The following is a 16229-nucleotide window of genomic DNA, read 5'->3' on the forward strand; positions in this document are numbered from 1 at the left end:
CGACCTGAGACTCAGACCTGCGCCGATGCCAGCGCCGCATTGAACGTCGCGCTCGGACGCATCAGCGCCGTCACCTTCTCGCGGTCCGGGAGGTAATAGCCGCCGATGTCGGCGGGCTTGCCCTGCACCGCATTGAGCTCGTCGACGATCTTCTTCTCGTTGTCGGTCAGGGTCTTGGCCAGGGGCGCGAAGCGCTTCGCCAGTTCGGCATCCTCGGTCTGCGCCGCCAGGGCCTGCGCCCAGTACAGCGTCAGGTAGAACTGGCTGCCCCGGTTGTCCAGCTGGCCGGTCTTGGGCGACGGGGTCTTGCTGTTGGCCAGGAGCTTGCCGGTGGCGGCATCGAGCGCGGTGGCCATGACCTTGGCCTTGTTGTTGCCGGTCTTGATGCCCTCGTCCTCCAGGCTCACCGCCAGCGCGAGGAACTCGCCCAGCGAGTCCCAGCGCAGGTGGTTCTCTTCCACCAGTTGCTGCACGTGCTTGGGGGCCGAGCCACCCGCGCCCGTCTCGTACATGCCGCCGCCGGCCATCAAGGGCACGATGGAGAGCATCTTGGCGCTGGTACCCAGCTCCATGATCGGGAACAGGTCGGTCAGGTAGTCGCGCAGGATGTTGCCGGTGACGCTGATCGTGTCCTTGCCGCGGATCACGCGCTCCAGCGTGTAGCGCATGGCGCGCACCTGGCTCATGACACGGATGTCGAGGCCGTTGGTGTCGTGGTCCTTCAGGTACTTCGCGACCTTCTTGCGCATCTCCGCCTCGTGCGGGCGATACGAGTCGAGCCAGAACACCGTGGTCATGCCGGAATTGCGCGCGCGCGTGACGGCCAGCTTTACCCAGTCGCGGATCGCGGCGTCCTTGGTCTGGCACATGCGCCAGATGTCGCCCTGTTCCACCTTCTGCGTCATCAGGACCTCGCCGGTGGCCAGGTCCGTGATGTTGGCGACGCCGTCCTCGGCGATCTCGAAGGTCTTGTCGTGCGAGCCGTATTCCTCGGCCTGCTGCGCCATCAGGCCCACGTTGGGCACCGTGCCCATGGTCTTCGGATCGAAGTTGCCGTGCCACTTGCAGAAGTTGATGATCTCCTGGTAGATGCGGGCAAAGGTCGACTCGGGGATCACCGCCTTCACCTCGTGCAGGCGGCCGTCGGCGCCGTACATCTTGCCGCCCTGGCGGATCATGGCCGGCATCGAGGCGTCCACGATCACGTCGTTGGGCGAATGGAAGTTGGTGATGCCCTTGGCGGAATCGACCATCGCGAGCGCGGGGCGGTGCTCCTGGCAGGCATGCAGGTCACGCTTGATCTCGTCCTGCTGCGACTGCGGCAGCGTGGCGATCTTCTCGTACAGGTTGGCCATGCCGTTGTTCACGTTCACGCCCAGCTCGTCGAACAGCTTGCCGTGCTTGTCGAAGGCTTCCTTGTAGAACATGCGCACGGCGTGGCCGAACACGATGGGGTGCGACACCTTCATCATCGTGGCCTTGACGTGCAGCGAGAACATCACGCCGGTGTTCTTCGCGTCCTCGATCTGCCTTTCGTAGAAGGCCAGCATGGCCTTCTTGCTCATGAACATCGAGTCGATGATCTCGCCTTCGAGCAGCGGGACCTTGGCCTTGAGCACGATCGTCTTGCCGGACTTCGTGAGCAGCTCCATCTTGACGTCGCGCGCGCGGTCCAGCGTCATCGACTTTTCGCCGGCGTAGAAGTCGCCGCCGACCATGTGCGAGACATGGCTGCGCGAAGCGGGGCTCCACTCGCCCATGCTGTGCGGGTGGGCGCGGGCGAATTCCTTCACCGCCTTCGGCGCACGGCGGTCGGAGTTGCCCTCGCGCAGGACGGGGTTCACCGCGGAGCCCAGCACCCGGGCGTAGCGCTGGCGGATCGCCTTCTCTTCGTCGGTCTTCGGGTTCTCCGGGTATTCGGGAACCATGTAGCCCTTGCCGCGCAGTTCGCGGATCGCGGACACCAGCTGGTTCTGCGAGGCGCTGATATTGGGCAGCTTGATGATGTTGGCATCGGGCTGCAGCGTCTTCTTGCCCAGTTCGGAGAGCGTGTTGGGCACCCTCTGCTGCTCGCTCAGGGAGTCCGGGAACTCGCCCAGGATGCGGTTGGCCACGGAGATGTCGCTCTCGACCACCTCGATGCCGGCAGCGGCGGCGAAGGTGCGGACGATGGGAAGGAACGAATGCGTCGCCAGGAAGGGCGCTTCGTCGGTCAGCGTGTAGATGATCTTCGAACGGTCTGCAGCCAAGGGATGTCTCTCAGGGAAGGTTGGTGGGTCGCGAGCGCCACGATGCGAGCCGTCATTTTAGGCCGCGCAAGCCGCCGGGCCGCCACGGCGGCTTGCGCCAGCTCACATGTTCTCGATCATCACCTGCCCGAAGCCCGAGCAGCTGACCTGCGTGGCGCCCTCCATGAGCCGGGCGAAGTCGTAGGTCACCTTCTTGGCCAGGATGGACTTCTCCAGCGAGGCGATGATGATGTCGGCGGCTTCGGTCCAGCCCATGTGCCGCAGCATCATCTCGGCGGCCAGGATCTCGGAGCCGGGATTGACGTAGTCCATGCCGGCGTACTTCGGCGCAGCGCCATGGGTGGCCTCGAACATGGCGACAGAGTCGCTCATGTTGGCGCCCGGGGCGATGCCGGTACCGCCGACCTGCGCGGCCAGGGCATCGGAGAGGTAGTCGCCGTTCAGGTTCAGGGTGGCCACGACGCTGTATTCGGCGGGGCGCCGCAGGCTCTGCTGCAGGAAGGCGTCCGTGACCGCGTCCTTGACGATGATGTCGCGGCCGGTGCGCGGATTGCGCAGCTTCAGCCAAGGGCCGCCGTCGATCACGATCGCGCCGAACTCCTTCTTCGCCAGCGCATAGCCCCAGTCGCGAAAGCCGCCCTCGGTGAACTTCATGATGTTGCCCTTGTGCACCAGCGTCACCGAGGGTTTGTCGCGGTCGATGGCGTACTGCAGGGCCTTGCGCACCAGCCGCTCGGTGCCCTCGATGGAGACCGGCTTGATGCCGATGGCCGAGGTGTCGGGGAAGCGGATCTTCTGCACGCCCATCTCGCGGGTCAGGAAGTCGATCACCTTCCTGGCCTGCTCCGACTGCGCGGCGTACTCGATGCCCGCATAGATGTCTTCCGAGTTCTCGCGGAAGATCGCCATGTTCGTCTTCTCCGGCTCCTTCAGCGGCGAGGGCACGCCGTGGAAGTACTGGATCGGGCGCAGGCACACGTACAGGTCCAGCGCCTGGCGCAGGGCGACGTTCAGCGAGCCGGCGCGGCCGCCCGCCGGGATCGCCAGCGGCCCCTTGATCGAGACGACGTACTCGCGCGCGGCGGCCAGCGTTTCCTCGGGCAGCCACACGTCCGGGCCGTAGACGCGGGTGGCCTTTTCGCCGGCGAAGATCTCCATCCAGCGGATCTTCCGCGCGCTGGCGTAGGCCTTGTCGACCGCCGCATCCACCACCTTCAGCATCACGGGCGTGATGTCGATGCCCGTTCCGTCGCCCTCGATGTACGGAATGATCGGCTCATGGGGGACGTTCAACGACAGGTCGGCGTTGACGGTGATCTTCTGCCCCTGCGAGGGCACCTCGATGTGCTGGTAGGCCATGGGGGAAAACGTCTCCGGGGCGGGATGGCGCCTGCGCGCGGCGGGCAGCCTGGCGGCGAGCCGCGAATTCTAGCTGTGAACTGTCGGGTCGCCCTCCAGGCACGCTTGTCAGCACAACCGTGTCAACCGGCTGAGCTACTGCCGCGTTGCCGAGTGGTCTGACATTCGTTGGGCAAAGTCAAACGACCTGAAGGAATTACCATGACCAAGCTGCTCGCCACCCTGATCGCCGGCCTCTTCTCCGCCGCCGTGTTCGCCCAAGCCACCCCCGCCACGCCCGCCACCGCGGCTGCCCCCGCTGCCAAGACGGAAGCGAAGAAGGAAGCCAAGGCCGAGAAGAAGGAAGAGAAGGCGGAAGCCAAGACCGACAAGAAGGCCGACAAGAAGGTCGCGAAGAAGTCTTCCAAGAAGGCCGCTCCCAAGGCCGAAGAGAAGAAGGAAGACAAGAAGTCGTAATCGACTGCTTCGTCGCCTTGCACGAAAGAATGCCCGCCTGTGCGGGCATTTTTTCTGGCGTCCCCGACAATACGAGCCATGAAGAAGCACCTCGCCCTCGCCGCCGCCCTGGTCGCCTGCGCCGCCTTCGCCCAGGACCAGCCGCAGACGACCCTGCCGCGCGTCAAGCTGAACGCCGGCATGCACATCATCGACGCCCAGGTGGCCTCCACGCCCAACGAACGCGAAACCGGCCTGATGTTCCGCAAGGAAATGCCGCAACAGGAGGGCATGCTGTTCGTCTTCGAATACCCCTCCCAGCAGTGCTTCTGGATGAAGAACACGCTGCTGCCGCTGTCCGTGGCCTTCGTGCACGACGACGGCACGATCGCCAACATCGAGGAAATGCAGCCGCAGACGCTGGATTCGCACTGCTCGGTGCAGCCGGTGCGCTACGTGCTGGAGATGAACAAGGGCTGGTTCGCCAAGAAGGGGATCAAGGCCGGCTCCAGGCTCGAAGGCCAACCCTTCAGATAATGGACAAAACAAGGGCCCTGACGGGCCCTTGGAGTTCGGCGGCGCCGCGTGCGCGGCGTCGGGTTACCCGAAATTCTTCGCCGCGAAATCCCAGTTCACGAGCTTGTCGAGATAGGTCTCGACGAATTTGGGACGCAGGTTGCGGTAGTCGATGTAATACGCGTGTTCCCACACGTCCACGGTCATGACGGCCTTGTCGGCGGTGGTCAGCGGGGTGCCCGCGGCGCCGGTGTTGACGATGTCGACGCTGCCGTCCGGCTTCTTCACCAGCCAGGTCCAGCCCGAACCGAAGTTGCCCACGGCGGACTTCACGAAGGCATCGCGGAAGGCCTGGTAGCTGCCCCACTTGCTGCTGATCGCCTGCGCCAGCGCGCCGGTGGGCTCGCCGCCGCCTTGCGGCTTCATGCAGCTCCAGAAGAAGGTGTGGTTCCAGACCTGCGCGGAGTTGTTGTAGATCGCGCCCGACGACTTGCGGATGATCTCCTCGAGGGGCATGTTCTCGAACTCGGTGCCCTTCTGCAGGTTGTTGAGGTTCACCACGTACGCGTTGTGGTGCTTGCCGTGGTGATACTCGAGCGTCTCCTGCGAATAGTGCGGAGCGAGCGAATCGATCGGGTAAGGCAGGGGGGGCAGGACGTGTTCCATCTTCTTCCTCGGTGGGTTGTGGTTTCGACTGGGGGCATTCTAGGGACGATTGACTGCGGCAGGCGCGACCCGCAAATCAACCTCGCCGTCGGCGAGGACGGCGCGCACCGCCTGTCCGGGCTGCACATGGTGCACGCTGGTGATGGGATGCCCCGCTTGCGCATCGGTCAGCAATGCATAGCCACGCTGCAGCACCAGGCGGGGGTCGAGCAATTTCAGGCGCAGCTCGATGTGCTCGCACTGCCGCCTCGCGCGCTCCAGCCGCCCCGCAAGGCCGGCGCGCAGTGCCTGCTGGTCGCGCACGAGTTGCTCGCGCGCCCGCTGCACGCGTGTGGCCAGGGCCAGGCGCAGCCGCGGCCCGCGCCGGTGCGTGACTTCGTCCTGCGCACTGCGCACGCGCGTGGCGACCGCAAAGCGCAGGCGCTGCGCCTGGCGCTCGCTGCGAAGATGTTGCTGGGCCGTGCGCGCCGAAGGGCGGCCGAGATGGGCTGCGGCCTGGTCGAGGCGCTGGCTGGCGCGATCGAGGCGACGCAGCGCGGCCCCCTGCAGCCGCTCGTGCAGCAGGTGCAGCGCCGCGAGCCAGGTCTCCCTCGGCTGGGCGGCGAGTTCCGCGGCCGCGGTCGGCGTGGGCGCGCGCAGGTCCGCGCAGAAGTCGGCGATGGTGAAGTCCGTCTCGTGCCCGACCCCGCTCACCACCGGCACCGGGCTGCGCACGATGGCCCGCGCAAGCTGTTCGTCGTTGAAGGCCCACAGGTCCTCGATGGATCCGCCGCCGCGCACCAGCAGCACCAGGTCGATGGTGCCGCGCTCGGCGAGGCTATACAGCGACTCCAGCGCGCGCACCAACTCGCCCGGCGCCTGGCTGCCCTGCACCGCCGCCGGCGCCAGCACCACCGGCACGTGCGGCGCGCGCCGATGCAGGCAGGTCACGACGTCGTGCAGCGCCGCGGCACCCAGGGAAGTGACGATGCCGATGCCGCGCGGCAGCAAGGGCAGCTCGCGCTTGCGCTCGGCATCGAACAGGCCCTCGTCCTCGAGCCTGGCCTTCAAGCGCAGGAACTGCTCGAACAAGGCGCCCTGCCCCGCGCGCCGCATGCTTTCCACCACGAGCTGCAGGTCGCCGCGCTGCTCGTACACACCGAGCCGCCCCGTCACCTCGACCAGTTCGCCGTCGCGCGGCGCAAACGACAGAAGCCCGGCCGCCCGACGGAACATCGCGCAGCGGACCTGGCCCTGCTCATCCTTCAGCGAAAAGTAGCAGTGGCCGCTGCCGGCGCGCGAAAAGCCGGTGATCTCGCCGCGCACGGACACAGGATTGAAGCGGGCTTCCAGCGCGTCGGCAACCGCGCGGCAGAGCGCGCCCACGGCCCAGATCCGGCGGCCGGCGGATGCGGCCGGGGCTCCGTCCGTCAGCAAACCAACGGCCTCCAAGGGTAAACCCGATGGAAATCCATCCACAGCGTGCACGGTTCCGGCAAGACCGCGCGGACCTCCGCGCGCGCCCTGATTTCTCGGGGCAAGTCCTTGAATTCAAAGGGAATTTTCCTGCTCATCGGGTCATCGTTTGGTCACGATCATGAATTGGCGCGGTAGCGCACCATGGGTAGGGGGATTTCTCAACAAAGTTATCCACAACATTTGTGAGTGTCGTCCTACGGCCACGTCGGCTCGTCCTACACCGCGCGAGTCCGCCATAATCCGCCGCACCGACGCAGGCACCGCGTGCCTGCCGGCCCCTAGAGACCCGGCGGAGTACCCCTTTTGCTTTCGATCATACAAGCCGCAGGCTGGCCTATCTGGCCGCTGGTTGCCTGCTCCATCCTGGCCCTGGCCCTGATCATCGAGCGCTTCATCAGCCTCAAGACCGCGAAGGTGGCACCGCCCAAATTGCTGGACGAAGCCCTGGCGGTCTCGCGCGTGACCGTGCCCGCACCCGACGTCGTGCGCCAGCTCGAACAGAACTCCGCGCTCGGCGAAGTGCTGGCCAGCGGCTTTCGCGCGCTGAACTCCGACCCGCGCTGCAGCGAAGCGGACCTGCGCGCCAACATGGAAAACACCGGCCGCGCCGTCGCGCACCGGCTCGAGCGCTACCTGAACGCACTCGCGACCATCGCGTCGGCGGCGCCGCTGCTGGGCCTGTTCGGCACCGTGATCGGCATGATCGAGATCTTCGGCTCGCAGTCGGCGACGGCCGGCACCGGCGGCAGCAATCCGGCGCTGCTGGCGCACGGCATCTCGGTGGCCCTGTACAACACGGCGTTCGGCCTGATCGTCGCGATCCCCGCGTTGATCTTCTGGCGCTATTTCCGCGGCCGCGTCGACGAGTACCTGCTGACGCTGGAACTGGCCGCCGAACGATTCGCGCGCCACCTGAACAACCTGCGCCGCGCCTGAGCGAAGCCGCACCATGAACTTCCGTCCCCGCGCCAAGGACGAACCGGAGATCAACCTGATCCCGTTCATCGACGTGCTGCTGGTGATCCTCATCTTCCTGATGCTGACCACCACCTACAGCAAGTTCACCGAGATGCAGCTGAAGCTGCCCGTGGCGGACACCGACGCCCAGCGGGACTACCCCAAGGAAGTGGTGGTCGCCGTTTCGACCGACGGCCGCTACATGGTCAATCGCGAGGCGGTCACCGGCCGCGGGCCCGACGCGCTGGCCAGTGCCATGGAGGCCGCTGCCGCGAGGGCCGGCAAGGACTCGGTGGTGATCATCAGCGCGGATGCCACGGCCACCCACCAGTCCGTGATCACGGTGATGGAAGCGGCGCGCCGCATCGGCCTGTCGCAGATCACCTTCGCGACGCAATCATCGGCGCAGGCCGGGAGCAAGTAAGCCTTGGCCGGTGCGCTACAGCGCGCCTGGCTGCGCCGCGGCCTGCTGGCGCGGCTGCTCTTTCCGGTGTCCCTCCTGTATCGCGCGCTCGGTGCGTTGCATCGCGCCGCGTATGCCGTGGGCCTGCGGCGGACCGAACGCCTGCCGGTGCCAGTGATCGTCGTCGGCAACGTGATTGCCGGCGGCGCCGGCAAGACACCCGTCGTGCTGGCCCTGCTGCAACACCTGCATGCGCGTGGGCTGCAGGCGGGAGTCGTCTCGCGGGGCTACGGGCGCCGCACGAGCGGCTGCCTGGAGGTGTCGGCGCAGGACACGGCCAGCGGCGTCGGCGATGAGCCGCTGCTGCTGAAAAGCAGATCCGGCGTGCCGGTGTTTGTCGCAGCGCGTCGCGCCCAGGCCGGTCGCGCCTTGCTGCAGGCCTACCCCGCCGTGCAGGTCATCGTCAGCGACGACGGGCTGCAGCACCATGCGCTCGCGCGGGACATCGAGGTCTGCGTGTTCGATGGGCGCGGCATCGGCAACGGCTGGCTGCTGCCCGCGGGCCCGTTGCGCGAACCGTGGCCGCGCAAGGTGGACCTGGTGCTGTCGCATGGTGGCGCCCCCGGCATGGCCGGTCATGCGATGCAGCGCGCGCTGGCCACCGAGGTCGTGCGCGGCGACGGCTCCCGCCGGCCGCTCGCGCAACTGCAAGGGCAAGCCGTGCACGCGCTGGCCGGCATCGCCAACCCGGAGGCCTTCTTCGCGATGTTGCGCGCCGCGGGCCTCACCTTGGCAAGCACGCACGCGCTGCCGGACCACCACGACTTCGCCGATGCGGCCGGTCTGCCTGAGGGCACGCTCGTCTGCACCGAGAAGGACGCGGTGAAGCTGTGGCGCTTGCGACCGGACGCCTGGGCGGTGCCTTTGCAGCTGACGATCCCGCCCGCTTTCTGGTCGGAGTTCGATCGCCTGCTGGATGCGCGGCTATCATCCCCGCATGGATCCCCGACTGCTTGAGCTGCTCGTGTGCCCCGTGACCAAGGGGCCGCTGGACTACGACCGCCAACGCCAGGAACTGCTCTCGCGCAGCGCCCGCCTCGCCTATCCGATCCGCGACGGCATCCCGGTGCTGCTCGAAGAGGAAGCGCGCACGCTCAGCGACGACGAACTCGAGCGACTGCCGGCGCGCACCCCGCTGGTCTGAGAAGCTGATCGCCGTGGGCTTCACCGTCCTGATTCCGGCGCGGCTGGCGTCCAGCCGATTGCCGGACAAGCCACTCGCGGACATCGCCGGTTTGCCGATGGTCGTGCGCGTTGCCCAGCGCGCCGAGCAATCGTCGGCCGCGCAGGTGGTGGTCGCCGCCGACAGCGAACGCATCGCCGATGCCTGCAGCCGCCATGGCGTGCGCGCCGTGCTCACTCGCGCCGATCATGCTTCGGGCAGCGACCGCCTCGCCGAAGCCTGCGGGCACCTCGGACTGGCCGGTGACGATGTGGTGGTCAACGTGCAGGGCGACGAACCCCTGATCGCGCCCGCGCTGATCGACGCCGTCGCCGCCCTGCTCGAAGCGCGGCGCGAAGCCAGCATGAGCACCGCAGCGCACCCGATCGCCAGCGTCGCCGACTTCATCAATCCGAACGTGGTGAAGGTGGTGTTGCAGGCCAACGGCCTGGCGCTGTACTTCAGCCGTGCCCCGATCCCGTGGTGGCGCGACGGTTTCGCGGCCGGCGTGAGCGCGCTGCCCGATCCCGCGCCACTGCGCCACGTCGGCATCTACGGCTACCGCGCAAGCTTCCTGCTTGATTTTCCGCAACTGCCCGCGGCGCCGGTGGAAAGCTGCGAGGCCCTGGAGCAACTGCGCGCGCTGTGGCACGGCCACCGGATCGCCGTGCACGTGAGCGCTGCGGCGCCGGGCGCGGGGGTCGACACCCCCGAGGATCTCGAGCGCGTGCGCGCCTTCTTTTCGCAGGGCGCGCGCTAGGTTTCGCGACCTCGCAGCGCGATGTCCGCGCGCGAGGGTGCATGCTATCCTCTGCGCCAACAGGCGCCAAGGCGAAGCGGGAGGGCTTCGCCCGCAGGGCCGAGCGATTCAAGAAACCATCCGAGGATTTCCCATGAGACTGATCCTGTTGGGCGCGCCCGGCGCCGGCAAAGGAACACAGGCCACCTTTCTCTGCCAGAAGTACGGCATTCCACAGATCTCGACCGGGGACATGCTGCGCGCAGCGGTCAAGGCCGGCACTCCGCTGGGCCTCGCCGCCAAGAAGGTCATGGACTCCGGCGCCCTGGTCAGCGACGACATCATCATCGGCTTGGTCAAGGAGCGCATTGCGCAGGCCGATTGCGCCAAGGGCTTCCTCTTCGACGGCTTCCCGCGCACCATCCCGCAGGCCGAGGCCATGAAGAACGGCGGCGTCAAGATCGATTGCGTGCTGGAGATCGACGTGCCCTTCGCCGCGATCGTGGAGCGCATGAGCGGCCGCCGCTCGCATCCGGCTTCCGGCCGCACCTACCACGTCAAGTTCAACCCGCCCAAGGCGGAAGGCAAGGACGACGTCACCGGCGAGCCGCTGATCCAGCGCGAGGACGACCAGGAGGCGACGGTCCTCAAGCGGCTGGACGTGTACGCGGCGCAGACGCGTCCGCTGGTGGACTACTACAGCAACTGGGCCAAGGCCGATCCGGCCAACGCACCCCGCGTGCACCGGATCGACGGCATCGGCAGCGTCGAGGAGATCACCGCGCGCGCGGTTCTGGCACTGGCGAACTGCTGATCGCGGCGCGCGATCACTGCATCAACTCCAGCATCAGCGCGATCCTCGCCTTGACCGGCGACAAGCCATCCGCGCCCGGCAGGCGATCTCCCGGCTGAGGCAGCACGCGCCCTTGCGCACAGCGCGAGGCGCGCCGCACCTCCACGCCTTGCTCCTGCGCCGCGAGCAGCGCGCCCTCGAGCGCCTCGTGCACGGTGCCGTTGCCGGTGGCGGCCACGACGATGCCGGCAACGCCGTCTTTCACCAGCGCGCGCACGAGCGCGCTACCGGCCCCCGCGTGGCTCATGACGATTTCCACCCGCGGCCACGCATCGGGGTCGGGCAGCGATCCGGCGCTGCGCAGTGCCGGCCCTTGCGGCCACGCCCGCAGCACGCGCAGCCGCCCTTCCTCCACGTACGCCAGCGGCCCCGCGTCACCGGAGCCGAAGGCATCGGCGCGGTAGCTGTGCACCTTCTGCACCTCGATGGCGCCATGCACGGTGCCTGCCAGCACAACGCACACGCCCTGCGCCAGCGGTGACGCCGCGACGCTCAGTGCGTCGGCGATGTTCTGCGGACCGTCGGCCGCGGCGGACGTGGCGGGCCGCATGGCCCCGGTGAGCACGACCGGCTTCACGGGCGCCAGCACGGCGTGCAGGAAGAACGCGGTCTCCTCGAGGGTGTCGGTGCCGTGGGTGATCACGATGCCGGCGACCTCCGTCTGCGCGAGCCAATGCGCGCAGCGCTGCGAGAGCGCGCACCACTGCGCCAGGCCCAGGTCCTTGCTGTCGATGTTGGCGACCTGTTCGGCCGCGAGCGTGCTGCCCTCGGGAACGGGCACGTGCGCGATCAGTTCCTCCACGCCCAGTTCGCCGGCGCGGTATCCGAGGTTGTCGGAGGCCGACGCGGCGCGGCCCGCGATGGTGCCGCCGCAGCCCAATACCACGATTCTTCTTTCGCTCACTTGCATTCCTGTCCAAACTGTTCAAAAATACAGCCACTGGATATCAACACAGTAAACCGCAGCAAGCCATGGCGAACCCGCACCAGGAGCCCACGACGATGGAAGCGCCCAAGCTGACAGCCCGCCAGCAACAGATTCTGGACCTGATCCAGGGCGCCATCGCGCGCACCGGCGCGCCACCCACGCGCGCCGAGATCGCCACCGAACTCGGCTTCAAGTCCGCGAACGCCGCCGAGGAACATCTGCAGGCCCTCGCCCGCAAGGGCGTGATCGAACTGGTCAGCGGCACCTCGCGCGGCATCCGGCTGCGGGGCGATGCGCTGCGCTCCATCCACGAGTCACGGGCCAGGGAATTCCAGCTGCCGCTGCAAGGCCTGGCGCAACTGGCGCTGCCGCTGGTGGGCCGGGTGGCGGCCGGCTCGCCGATCCTGGCGCAGGAGCACGTCGACCAGACCTACTATGTCGAGAGCGGCCTGTTCCAGCGCCGGCCCGACTACCTGCTGAAGGTGCGCGGCATGTCCATGCGCGACGCCGGCATCATGGATGGCGACCTGCTGGCCGTGCAGTCCACGCGCGACGCCAAGAACGGCCAGATCATCGTCGCCCGGCTGGGTGACGACGTCACGGTCAAGCGCTTCCGCCGCAACAAGCACCTGATCGAGCTGCACGCGGAAAACCCCGACTACCCCACCATCGTGGTGGAGCCCGGGGAGCCCTTCGAAGTCGAAGGCGTCGCGGTCGGGCTGATCCGCAACACGATGCTGATGTAAACCCCGCGGCCGTCGCAGGTGGCAGGCGTATGGCGAGGCATCGCCATCACCCTGCGGCCGCCGCATTCCCGAGCAATCCTGCCTGTGTCTTCCCCAGCAAAAGGAGCTGTCACATGGCAACCGCATTCCTGCTTCCCTTCGGCAATCTCTTCGCCTCGCTGCAGGCGCTGGCGGCGTGGTTTGCGCCGCGTCCATCACCAGCGCCCGCGCAAACCGTGCGCCTTCCGGCACAGCGCCGCACGATCGTCACGCAGCCGGCCAAGCCGCTGCGGGTCGTCCGCGTGCTCGAGCCGAGCGCGCCGCGCACCGTCGCCGGCCGCATGGTGATCTCGGGCCGCATGGCCGACGTGTGCGCGGAGCTCGATCGCCTTGCGGCGCTGGAGGCGAAGGGCTGTTGAGGCGTCCTCAGCGCGCCGCGCCCGCCAGGTAATCCGCCTTGCCCACGTCCACGCCGTTGTGCCGCAACATGGCATACGCGGTGGTGATGTGGAAGAAGAAGTTCGGCAGCGCCCAGGTTGTCAGATAGGCCTGCGCCGTCATCGTGCGGGTGGTCTCGCGGCCCACCGGGAAGGTGATCTGCTTGTCCTCCGTACCGTCGATCGCGCTGGCCGGCACCGCGGCCAGGTAGTCCAGCGTCTTCTGGATGCGGGCCTTCAGCTCGGGAAAGGTGGCCTCGTTGTCCTCGAACTTCGGCGCCTCGACCCCGGAGATGCGGGCCACGCCGTTCTTGGCGGCGTCGCACGCAATGAGGATCTGCCGGGTGAAAGGCAGCATGTCCGGCGCCAGCCGGAAGTTCGTCAGCACCGAGGGGTCGAACTTGCGGGTCAGCGCGCTTGCCTCGCCCTTGTCGAGGAGGTGACTGAGGTTGCGCAGCATGTGCTGGAACACCGGCACGCTCGCCGTGTACATGGACATTGCCATCGATGGATCTCCTGTTTGGGTCGAAAAGGACGCGATGCTACCCCCCGGCGGGCAGCCCTGCCTTGGGACTCCCGGCAGCCAAGGCACAATCGAGGGAATGAACATCGTGATCCTCGACGATTACCAGGATGCCGTGCGCAAGCTGCAGTGCGCATCCAAGCTGGAAGCCTACCCCGCCAAGGTCTTCACCAACACGGTCAAGGGCATCGGCCAGCTCTCCGTGCGCCTGCGGGACGCGGACGTGATCGTGCTGATCCGCGAACGCAGCCACATCACCCGGCAGCTGGTCGAAAAGCTGCCGCGCCTGAAGCTGATCTCGCAGACCGGGCGGGTCGGCGCGCACGTCGACATCGAGGCTTGCAGCGAGCGCGGCATCGCGGTGGCGGAGGGCGTCGGCTCGCCCATCGCCCCGGCCGAACTCACCTGGGCCTTGATCATGACGGCCATGCGCAGGCTGCCGCAATACATCGCCAGCCTCAAGCACGGGGCCTGGCAGCAGTCCGGCATGAAGTCCGCGTCGATGCCGCCGAACTTCGGCGTCGGCATGGTGCTGCGCGGCAAGACGCTGGGGATCTGGGGCTACGGCAAGATCGGCCAGCTGGTGGCGGGCTACGGCAAGGCGTTCGGCATGCGCGTGCAGGTCTGGGGCAGCCCCGAGTCGCGCGCCAAGGCGGAGGCCGACGGCCTGCTCGCCGCGCCGAGCCGCGAGGCGCTGTTCGCCGAGAGCGACGTGCTGAGCCTGCACCTGCGCCTGAACGAGGAAACCTTCGGCATCGTGAAGCTGGAGGACCTCAATCGCATGAAGCCCACGGCCATGATCGTCAACACCTCGCGCGCCGAACTGATCGAGCCGGAGGCGCTGATCGCCGCACTGAACCGGGGCCGCCCCGGCATGGCCGCCATCGACGTGTTCGAGAGCGAACCCATCCTGCAGGGCCACGCCCTGCTGCGCCTGGAAAACTGCATCTGCACGCCGCACATCGGCTACGTGGAGCAGGAAAGCTACGAGCTCTATTTCGGCGCCGCCTTCGACAATGTCGTCAACTACATCCGCGGCACGCCCACGAACATCGTCAACCCGGGCGCCCTGCAAGTGCGCCGCTGAGCGCCGCCCTCAGGAGCCGTGCTTGCGGCGCGTCTTCGGCATGTCGTCGAAGGCGCTGATGTCGAAATCCAGCGGCGGCAGCTCGCGCGAGCCGTTCGCAGCCCGCAGCTCGGGCGCGGCGCGCGGCCGCGGCTGTTCGTCGCCCTCCGGCGCGAGGTCGGGCGCGGCTGCAGCGGCGGACTTCACCGGCGGCAGGTCGAATTCGAGTTCGTCCGCATCGGGGTCGGCAGCGAGCTGCGGCGCGGCGGCCGTCAGGTCGATGTCGACGCCGATGCGCGCAGAGGTCGGCGGCACCATCAGCGTGTCGCTCTGGCTGTGGCGCGTCTCGAGCGACGAGTGCACGGAGTCAAGCGTGTTGAGCGGCTGCAGCGCCGTGTCCGAAAAGGAGGAGCGCGCCGCCGGCTGGCTCTCCGTCTGCTCCGGCGCTGCCATCTCGCGGGCCACGTGGTACAGCAGCACGAGCTCGCGGTAGGCCTCCAGGCTGAAGGGCTCGCCGCCCGCCAGGCCCGGCTTGCGGAAGATCGACTCCTCGATCACGTCCAGCACGCGGGTCGAGGGCCACAGCGCCACGATGCGGCTGAGCGCCCGGCTGTAGCTCTCCAGCGAGGCGGAGGGCTGGTCGAAATGCTCGAAGTCCGGCACCTGCCCCGTGAAGCGCTCGCGGAACTCGCTGCGCAGGCGCTCGTATTCGACCCGCTTGCCCAGCGAGTGATAAAGCTCCAGCAGGTCCATCCAGGCGAGCGCGCTGGTCTCGACGTGGTCGTGCACATGCGCCTCGAGCACCCCGACGGCCTGCTCGGTCTCGCCGATCGAGAGAAAGAAATCCGCCTTGTCGTGGACGTCGATCAGCTCCTCGACACCCACCATGCGCACGGTGCCGCCGCGACTGGTCTGGAACTCGCTGCCGCTGCCGCTGCCGAACGTGAGGCCGGCTACCGGTGCGGCTGTAGCGACCGCGGCGGGTGCGCCGGCCGCGGGTTGACGCAACGCCCCAGCCGCCACCACCGCCGCGGCTCCCACCGCCACGGCCGGTGCCGCGGCCAGGGGCTGGTCCAGCGGGATGTCCACGGACGTCGCTTGCCCGTGGGCCGGCGCAGCCGCGGGGTCCAGCGGCGCCCGCGCCGACTCGCCATGCTGCTCGAACCAGCGGCCCACGCGTTCGACCTGGTGCACCCGATACCAGCGCCATCCGAGCCAGCCAAGCAGCCCCGCCAGCACCGCCGACAGCACCAGCACCAGGAGCGCCGCGGTGTCGCGGCCGCCGCGCACCTGCTCCACCTGCGCGCGCATCTGGCCGACGGCGCTGGCGTTCTGCCGCGTCGCGTCGCGCAGCGAGACCAGGTCGCGCGCGACGCCCTTCAGGCGCACTGCGTCCTGCAAGGCATCGTCCGGCGTTTTCTGCAGCACCGTCCACAAAGCCGCAGCCGCCGCCCGCTGCTGCGGATCGGTGGCCACCTGCGAGCGCAATTCATCGCTGAGGCGCAGGGTCGGGTCGCGCTCGACGCCGAGATCGAGCGGCTCGAGCTTCAGCCGGGACAGATTTGCGCCGGACTCGGGTTTCTTCGCGCGCTGCGCCGGTGCCGGCCGCACGGGCCGGCCGGCCGGCGCGGGCACGCCGAGTTGCTGGGTGCTGCGCAGTCCCGTCGTCGCCGGCGCCACGGACTCGCGCCGG

18 protein-coding genes are annotated in these 16229 nt (G+C 68.1%); 11 read left to right on the forward strand and 7 right to left on the reverse strand.

Features of this window, described 5'->3' with window-relative positions:
• Nucleotides 1-11 precede the first annotated feature (11 nt).
• Nucleotides 12-2249, reverse strand: a complete 2238-nt coding sequence (locus JWP60_RS02465) for an NADP-dependent isocitrate dehydrogenase (protein ID WP_299786042.1) — start codon at nt 2247-2249, stop codon at nt 12-14.
• A gap of 102 nt (nt 2250-2351) precedes the next feature.
• On the reverse strand, nt 2352-3608 hold the full coding sequence (icd, locus tag JWP60_RS02470) for an NADP-dependent isocitrate dehydrogenase (RefSeq protein WP_299786043.1): 1257 nt from the start codon (nt 3606-3608) through the stop codon (nt 2352-2354).
• A gap of 201 nt (nt 3609-3809) precedes the next feature.
• On the opposite strand from icd, the gene JWP60_RS02475 reads away from it, so the two are divergent.
• Nucleotides 3810-4064 (forward strand): hypothetical protein, encoded by a 255-nt coding sequence (locus JWP60_RS02475; RefSeq protein ID WP_299786044.1) that lies wholly within the window; start codon nt 3810-3812, stop codon nt 4062-4064.
• A 78-nt stretch (nt 4065-4142) separates the two neighbouring features.
• Nucleotides 4143-4580 (forward strand): DUF192 domain-containing protein, encoded by a 438-nt coding sequence (locus tag JWP60_RS02480; RefSeq protein WP_299786045.1) that lies wholly within the window; start codon nt 4143-4145, stop codon nt 4578-4580.
• Nucleotides 4581-4643: 63 nt separating this feature from the next.
• Here JWP60_RS02480 and JWP60_RS02485 read toward each other — a convergent pair whose 3' ends face one another.
• Nucleotides 4644-5225, reverse strand: coding sequence for a Fe-Mn family superoxide dismutase (locus tag JWP60_RS02485; RefSeq protein WP_299786046.1), 582 nt, complete (start codon nt 5223-5225; stop codon nt 4644-4646).
• Nucleotides 5226-5264: 39 nt separating this feature from the next.
• A complete protein-coding gene (gene xseA, locus JWP60_RS02490; protein WP_299786062.1) occupies nt 5265-6638 on the reverse strand; it encodes an exodeoxyribonuclease VII large subunit in 1374 nt (457 codons plus the stop codon).
• 348 nt (nt 6639-6986) lie between these two features.
• Between xseA and JWP60_RS02495 the strand changes: the two genes are divergently transcribed.
• The 6 genes from JWP60_RS02495 to adk all read left to right on the forward strand — a co-directional run bounded on the left by JWP60_RS02495 (nt 6987) and on the right by adk (nt 10818).
• On the forward strand, nt 6987-7619 hold the full coding sequence (locus JWP60_RS02495; protein ID WP_299786047.1) for a MotA/TolQ/ExbB proton channel family protein: 633 nt from the start codon (nt 6987-6989) through the stop codon (nt 7617-7619).
• Nucleotides 7620-7632: 13 nt separating this feature from the next.
• A complete protein-coding gene (locus JWP60_RS02500) occupies nt 7633-8064 on the forward strand; it encodes a biopolymer transporter ExbD (protein ID WP_299786048.1) in 432 nt (143 codons plus the stop codon).
• Nucleotides 8065-8067: 3 nt separating this feature from the next.
• Nucleotides 8068-9060, forward strand: a complete 993-nt coding sequence (gene lpxK / locus JWP60_RS02505; RefSeq protein WP_299786049.1) for a tetraacyldisaccharide 4'-kinase — start codon at nt 8068-8070, stop codon at nt 9058-9060.
• Complete coding sequence (locus JWP60_RS02510) at nt 9041-9247, forward strand: Trm112 family protein (protein ID WP_299786050.1); 207 nt, start codon at nt 9041-9043, stop codon at nt 9245-9247. The genes lpxK and JWP60_RS02510 overlap by 20 nt, the downstream gene beginning before the upstream one ends.
• Before the next feature lie 13 nt (nt 9248-9260).
• Nucleotides 9261-10025 (forward strand): 3-deoxy-manno-octulosonate cytidylyltransferase, encoded by a 765-nt coding sequence (gene kdsB / locus JWP60_RS02515; RefSeq protein ID WP_299786051.1) that lies wholly within the window; start codon nt 9261-9263, stop codon nt 10023-10025.
• Between the two features lie 133 nt (nt 10026-10158).
• Nucleotides 10159-10818, forward strand: a complete 660-nt coding sequence (gene adk, locus JWP60_RS02520; RefSeq protein ID WP_299786052.1) for an adenylate kinase — start codon at nt 10159-10161, stop codon at nt 10816-10818.
• Between the two features lie 13 nt (nt 10819-10831).
• Here the strand turns inward: adk and JWP60_RS02525 are convergent, their stop codons facing one another.
• Nucleotides 10832-11767: an asparaginase gene (locus tag JWP60_RS02525; RefSeq protein WP_299786053.1), complete on the reverse strand. Its 936-nt coding sequence runs from the start codon at nt 11765-11767 to the stop codon at nt 10832-10834.
• A gap of 62 nt (nt 11768-11829) precedes the next feature.
• Between JWP60_RS02525 and lexA the strand changes: the two genes are divergently transcribed.
• Together lexA and JWP60_RS02535 are read left to right on the forward strand one after the other, a co-directional pair.
• Complete coding sequence (gene lexA, locus JWP60_RS02530) at nt 11830-12531, forward strand: transcriptional repressor LexA (RefSeq protein ID WP_299786054.1); 702 nt, start codon at nt 11830-11832, stop codon at nt 12529-12531.
• 113 nt (nt 12532-12644) lie between these two features.
• On the forward strand, nt 12645-12929 hold the full coding sequence (locus tag JWP60_RS02535) for a hypothetical protein (RefSeq protein ID WP_299786055.1): 285 nt from the start codon (nt 12645-12647) through the stop codon (nt 12927-12929).
• 7 nt (nt 12930-12936) lie between these two features.
• Here the strand turns inward: JWP60_RS02535 and JWP60_RS02540 are convergent, their stop codons facing one another.
• Entirely contained in the window at nt 12937-13452 is a 516-nt protein-coding gene (locus JWP60_RS02540) for a DUF1993 domain-containing protein (RefSeq protein WP_299786056.1), read from the reverse strand.
• Nucleotides 13453-13549: 97 nt separating this feature from the next.
• On the opposite strand from JWP60_RS02540, the gene JWP60_RS02545 reads away from it, so the two are divergent.
• Nucleotides 13550-14557 carry a D-2-hydroxyacid dehydrogenase family protein gene (locus JWP60_RS02545; protein ID WP_299786057.1) on the forward strand — a complete coding sequence of 336 codons (1008 nt, stop codon included), beginning with the start codon at nt 13550-13552 and terminating at the stop codon, nt 14555-14557.
• Between the two features lie 9 nt (nt 14558-14566).
• Here JWP60_RS02545 and JWP60_RS02550 read toward each other — a convergent pair.
• A partial coding sequence (locus JWP60_RS02550; RefSeq protein WP_299786058.1) for a hypothetical protein occupies nt 14567-16229 on the reverse strand: 1663 nt, incomplete at its 5' end.

Source organism: Ramlibacter sp. (genome assembly GCF_028291745.1).
Lineage (GTDB): Bacteria > Pseudomonadota > Gammaproteobacteria > Burkholderiales > Burkholderiaceae_C > Ramlibacter.

What these genes read in the sequence shown, in the direction of transcription:
- icd (WP_299786043.1), bottom strand. Translation starts at nt 3,608, where the DNA reads ATGGCCTACCAGCACATCGAGGTGCCCTCGCAGGGGCAGAAGATCACC.
- JWP60_RS02475 (WP_299786044.1), top strand. Translation starts at nt 3,810, where the DNA reads ATGACCAAGCTGCTCGCCACCCTGATCGCCGGCCTCTTCTCCGCCGCC.
- JWP60_RS02480 (WP_299786045.1), top strand. Translation starts at nt 4,143, where the DNA reads ATGAAGAAGCACCTCGCCCTCGCCGCCGCCCTGGTCGCCTGCGCCGCC.
- JWP60_RS02485 (WP_299786046.1), bottom strand. Translation starts at nt 5,225, where the DNA reads ATGGAACACGTCCTGCCCCCCCTGCCTTACCCGATCGATTCGCTCGCT.
- JWP60_RS02500 (WP_299786048.1), top strand. Translation starts at nt 7,633, where the DNA reads ATGAACTTCCGTCCCCGCGCCAAGGACGAACCGGAGATCAACCTGATC.
- JWP60_RS02510 (WP_299786050.1), top strand. Translation starts at nt 9,041, where the DNA reads ATGGATCCCCGACTGCTTGAGCTGCTCGTGTGCCCCGTGACCAAGGGG.
- adk (WP_299786052.1), top strand. Translation starts at nt 10,159, where the DNA reads ATGAGACTGATCCTGTTGGGCGCGCCCGGCGCCGGCAAAGGAACACAG.
- JWP60_RS02525 (WP_299786053.1), bottom strand. Translation starts at nt 11,767, where the DNA reads ATGCAAGTGAGCGAAAGAAGAATCGTGGTATTGGGCTGCGGCGGCACC.
- lexA (WP_299786054.1), top strand. Translation starts at nt 11,830, where the DNA reads ATGGCGAACCCGCACCAGGAGCCCACGACGATGGAAGCGCCCAAGCTG.
- JWP60_RS02535 (WP_299786055.1), top strand. Translation starts at nt 12,645, where the DNA reads ATGGCAACCGCATTCCTGCTTCCCTTCGGCAATCTCTTCGCCTCGCTG.
- JWP60_RS02540 (WP_299786056.1), bottom strand. Translation starts at nt 13,452, where the DNA reads ATGGCAATGTCCATGTACACGGCGAGCGTGCCGGTGTTCCAGCACATG.
- JWP60_RS02545 (WP_299786057.1), top strand. Translation starts at nt 13,550, where the DNA reads ATGAACATCGTGATCCTCGACGATTACCAGGATGCCGTGCGCAAGCTG.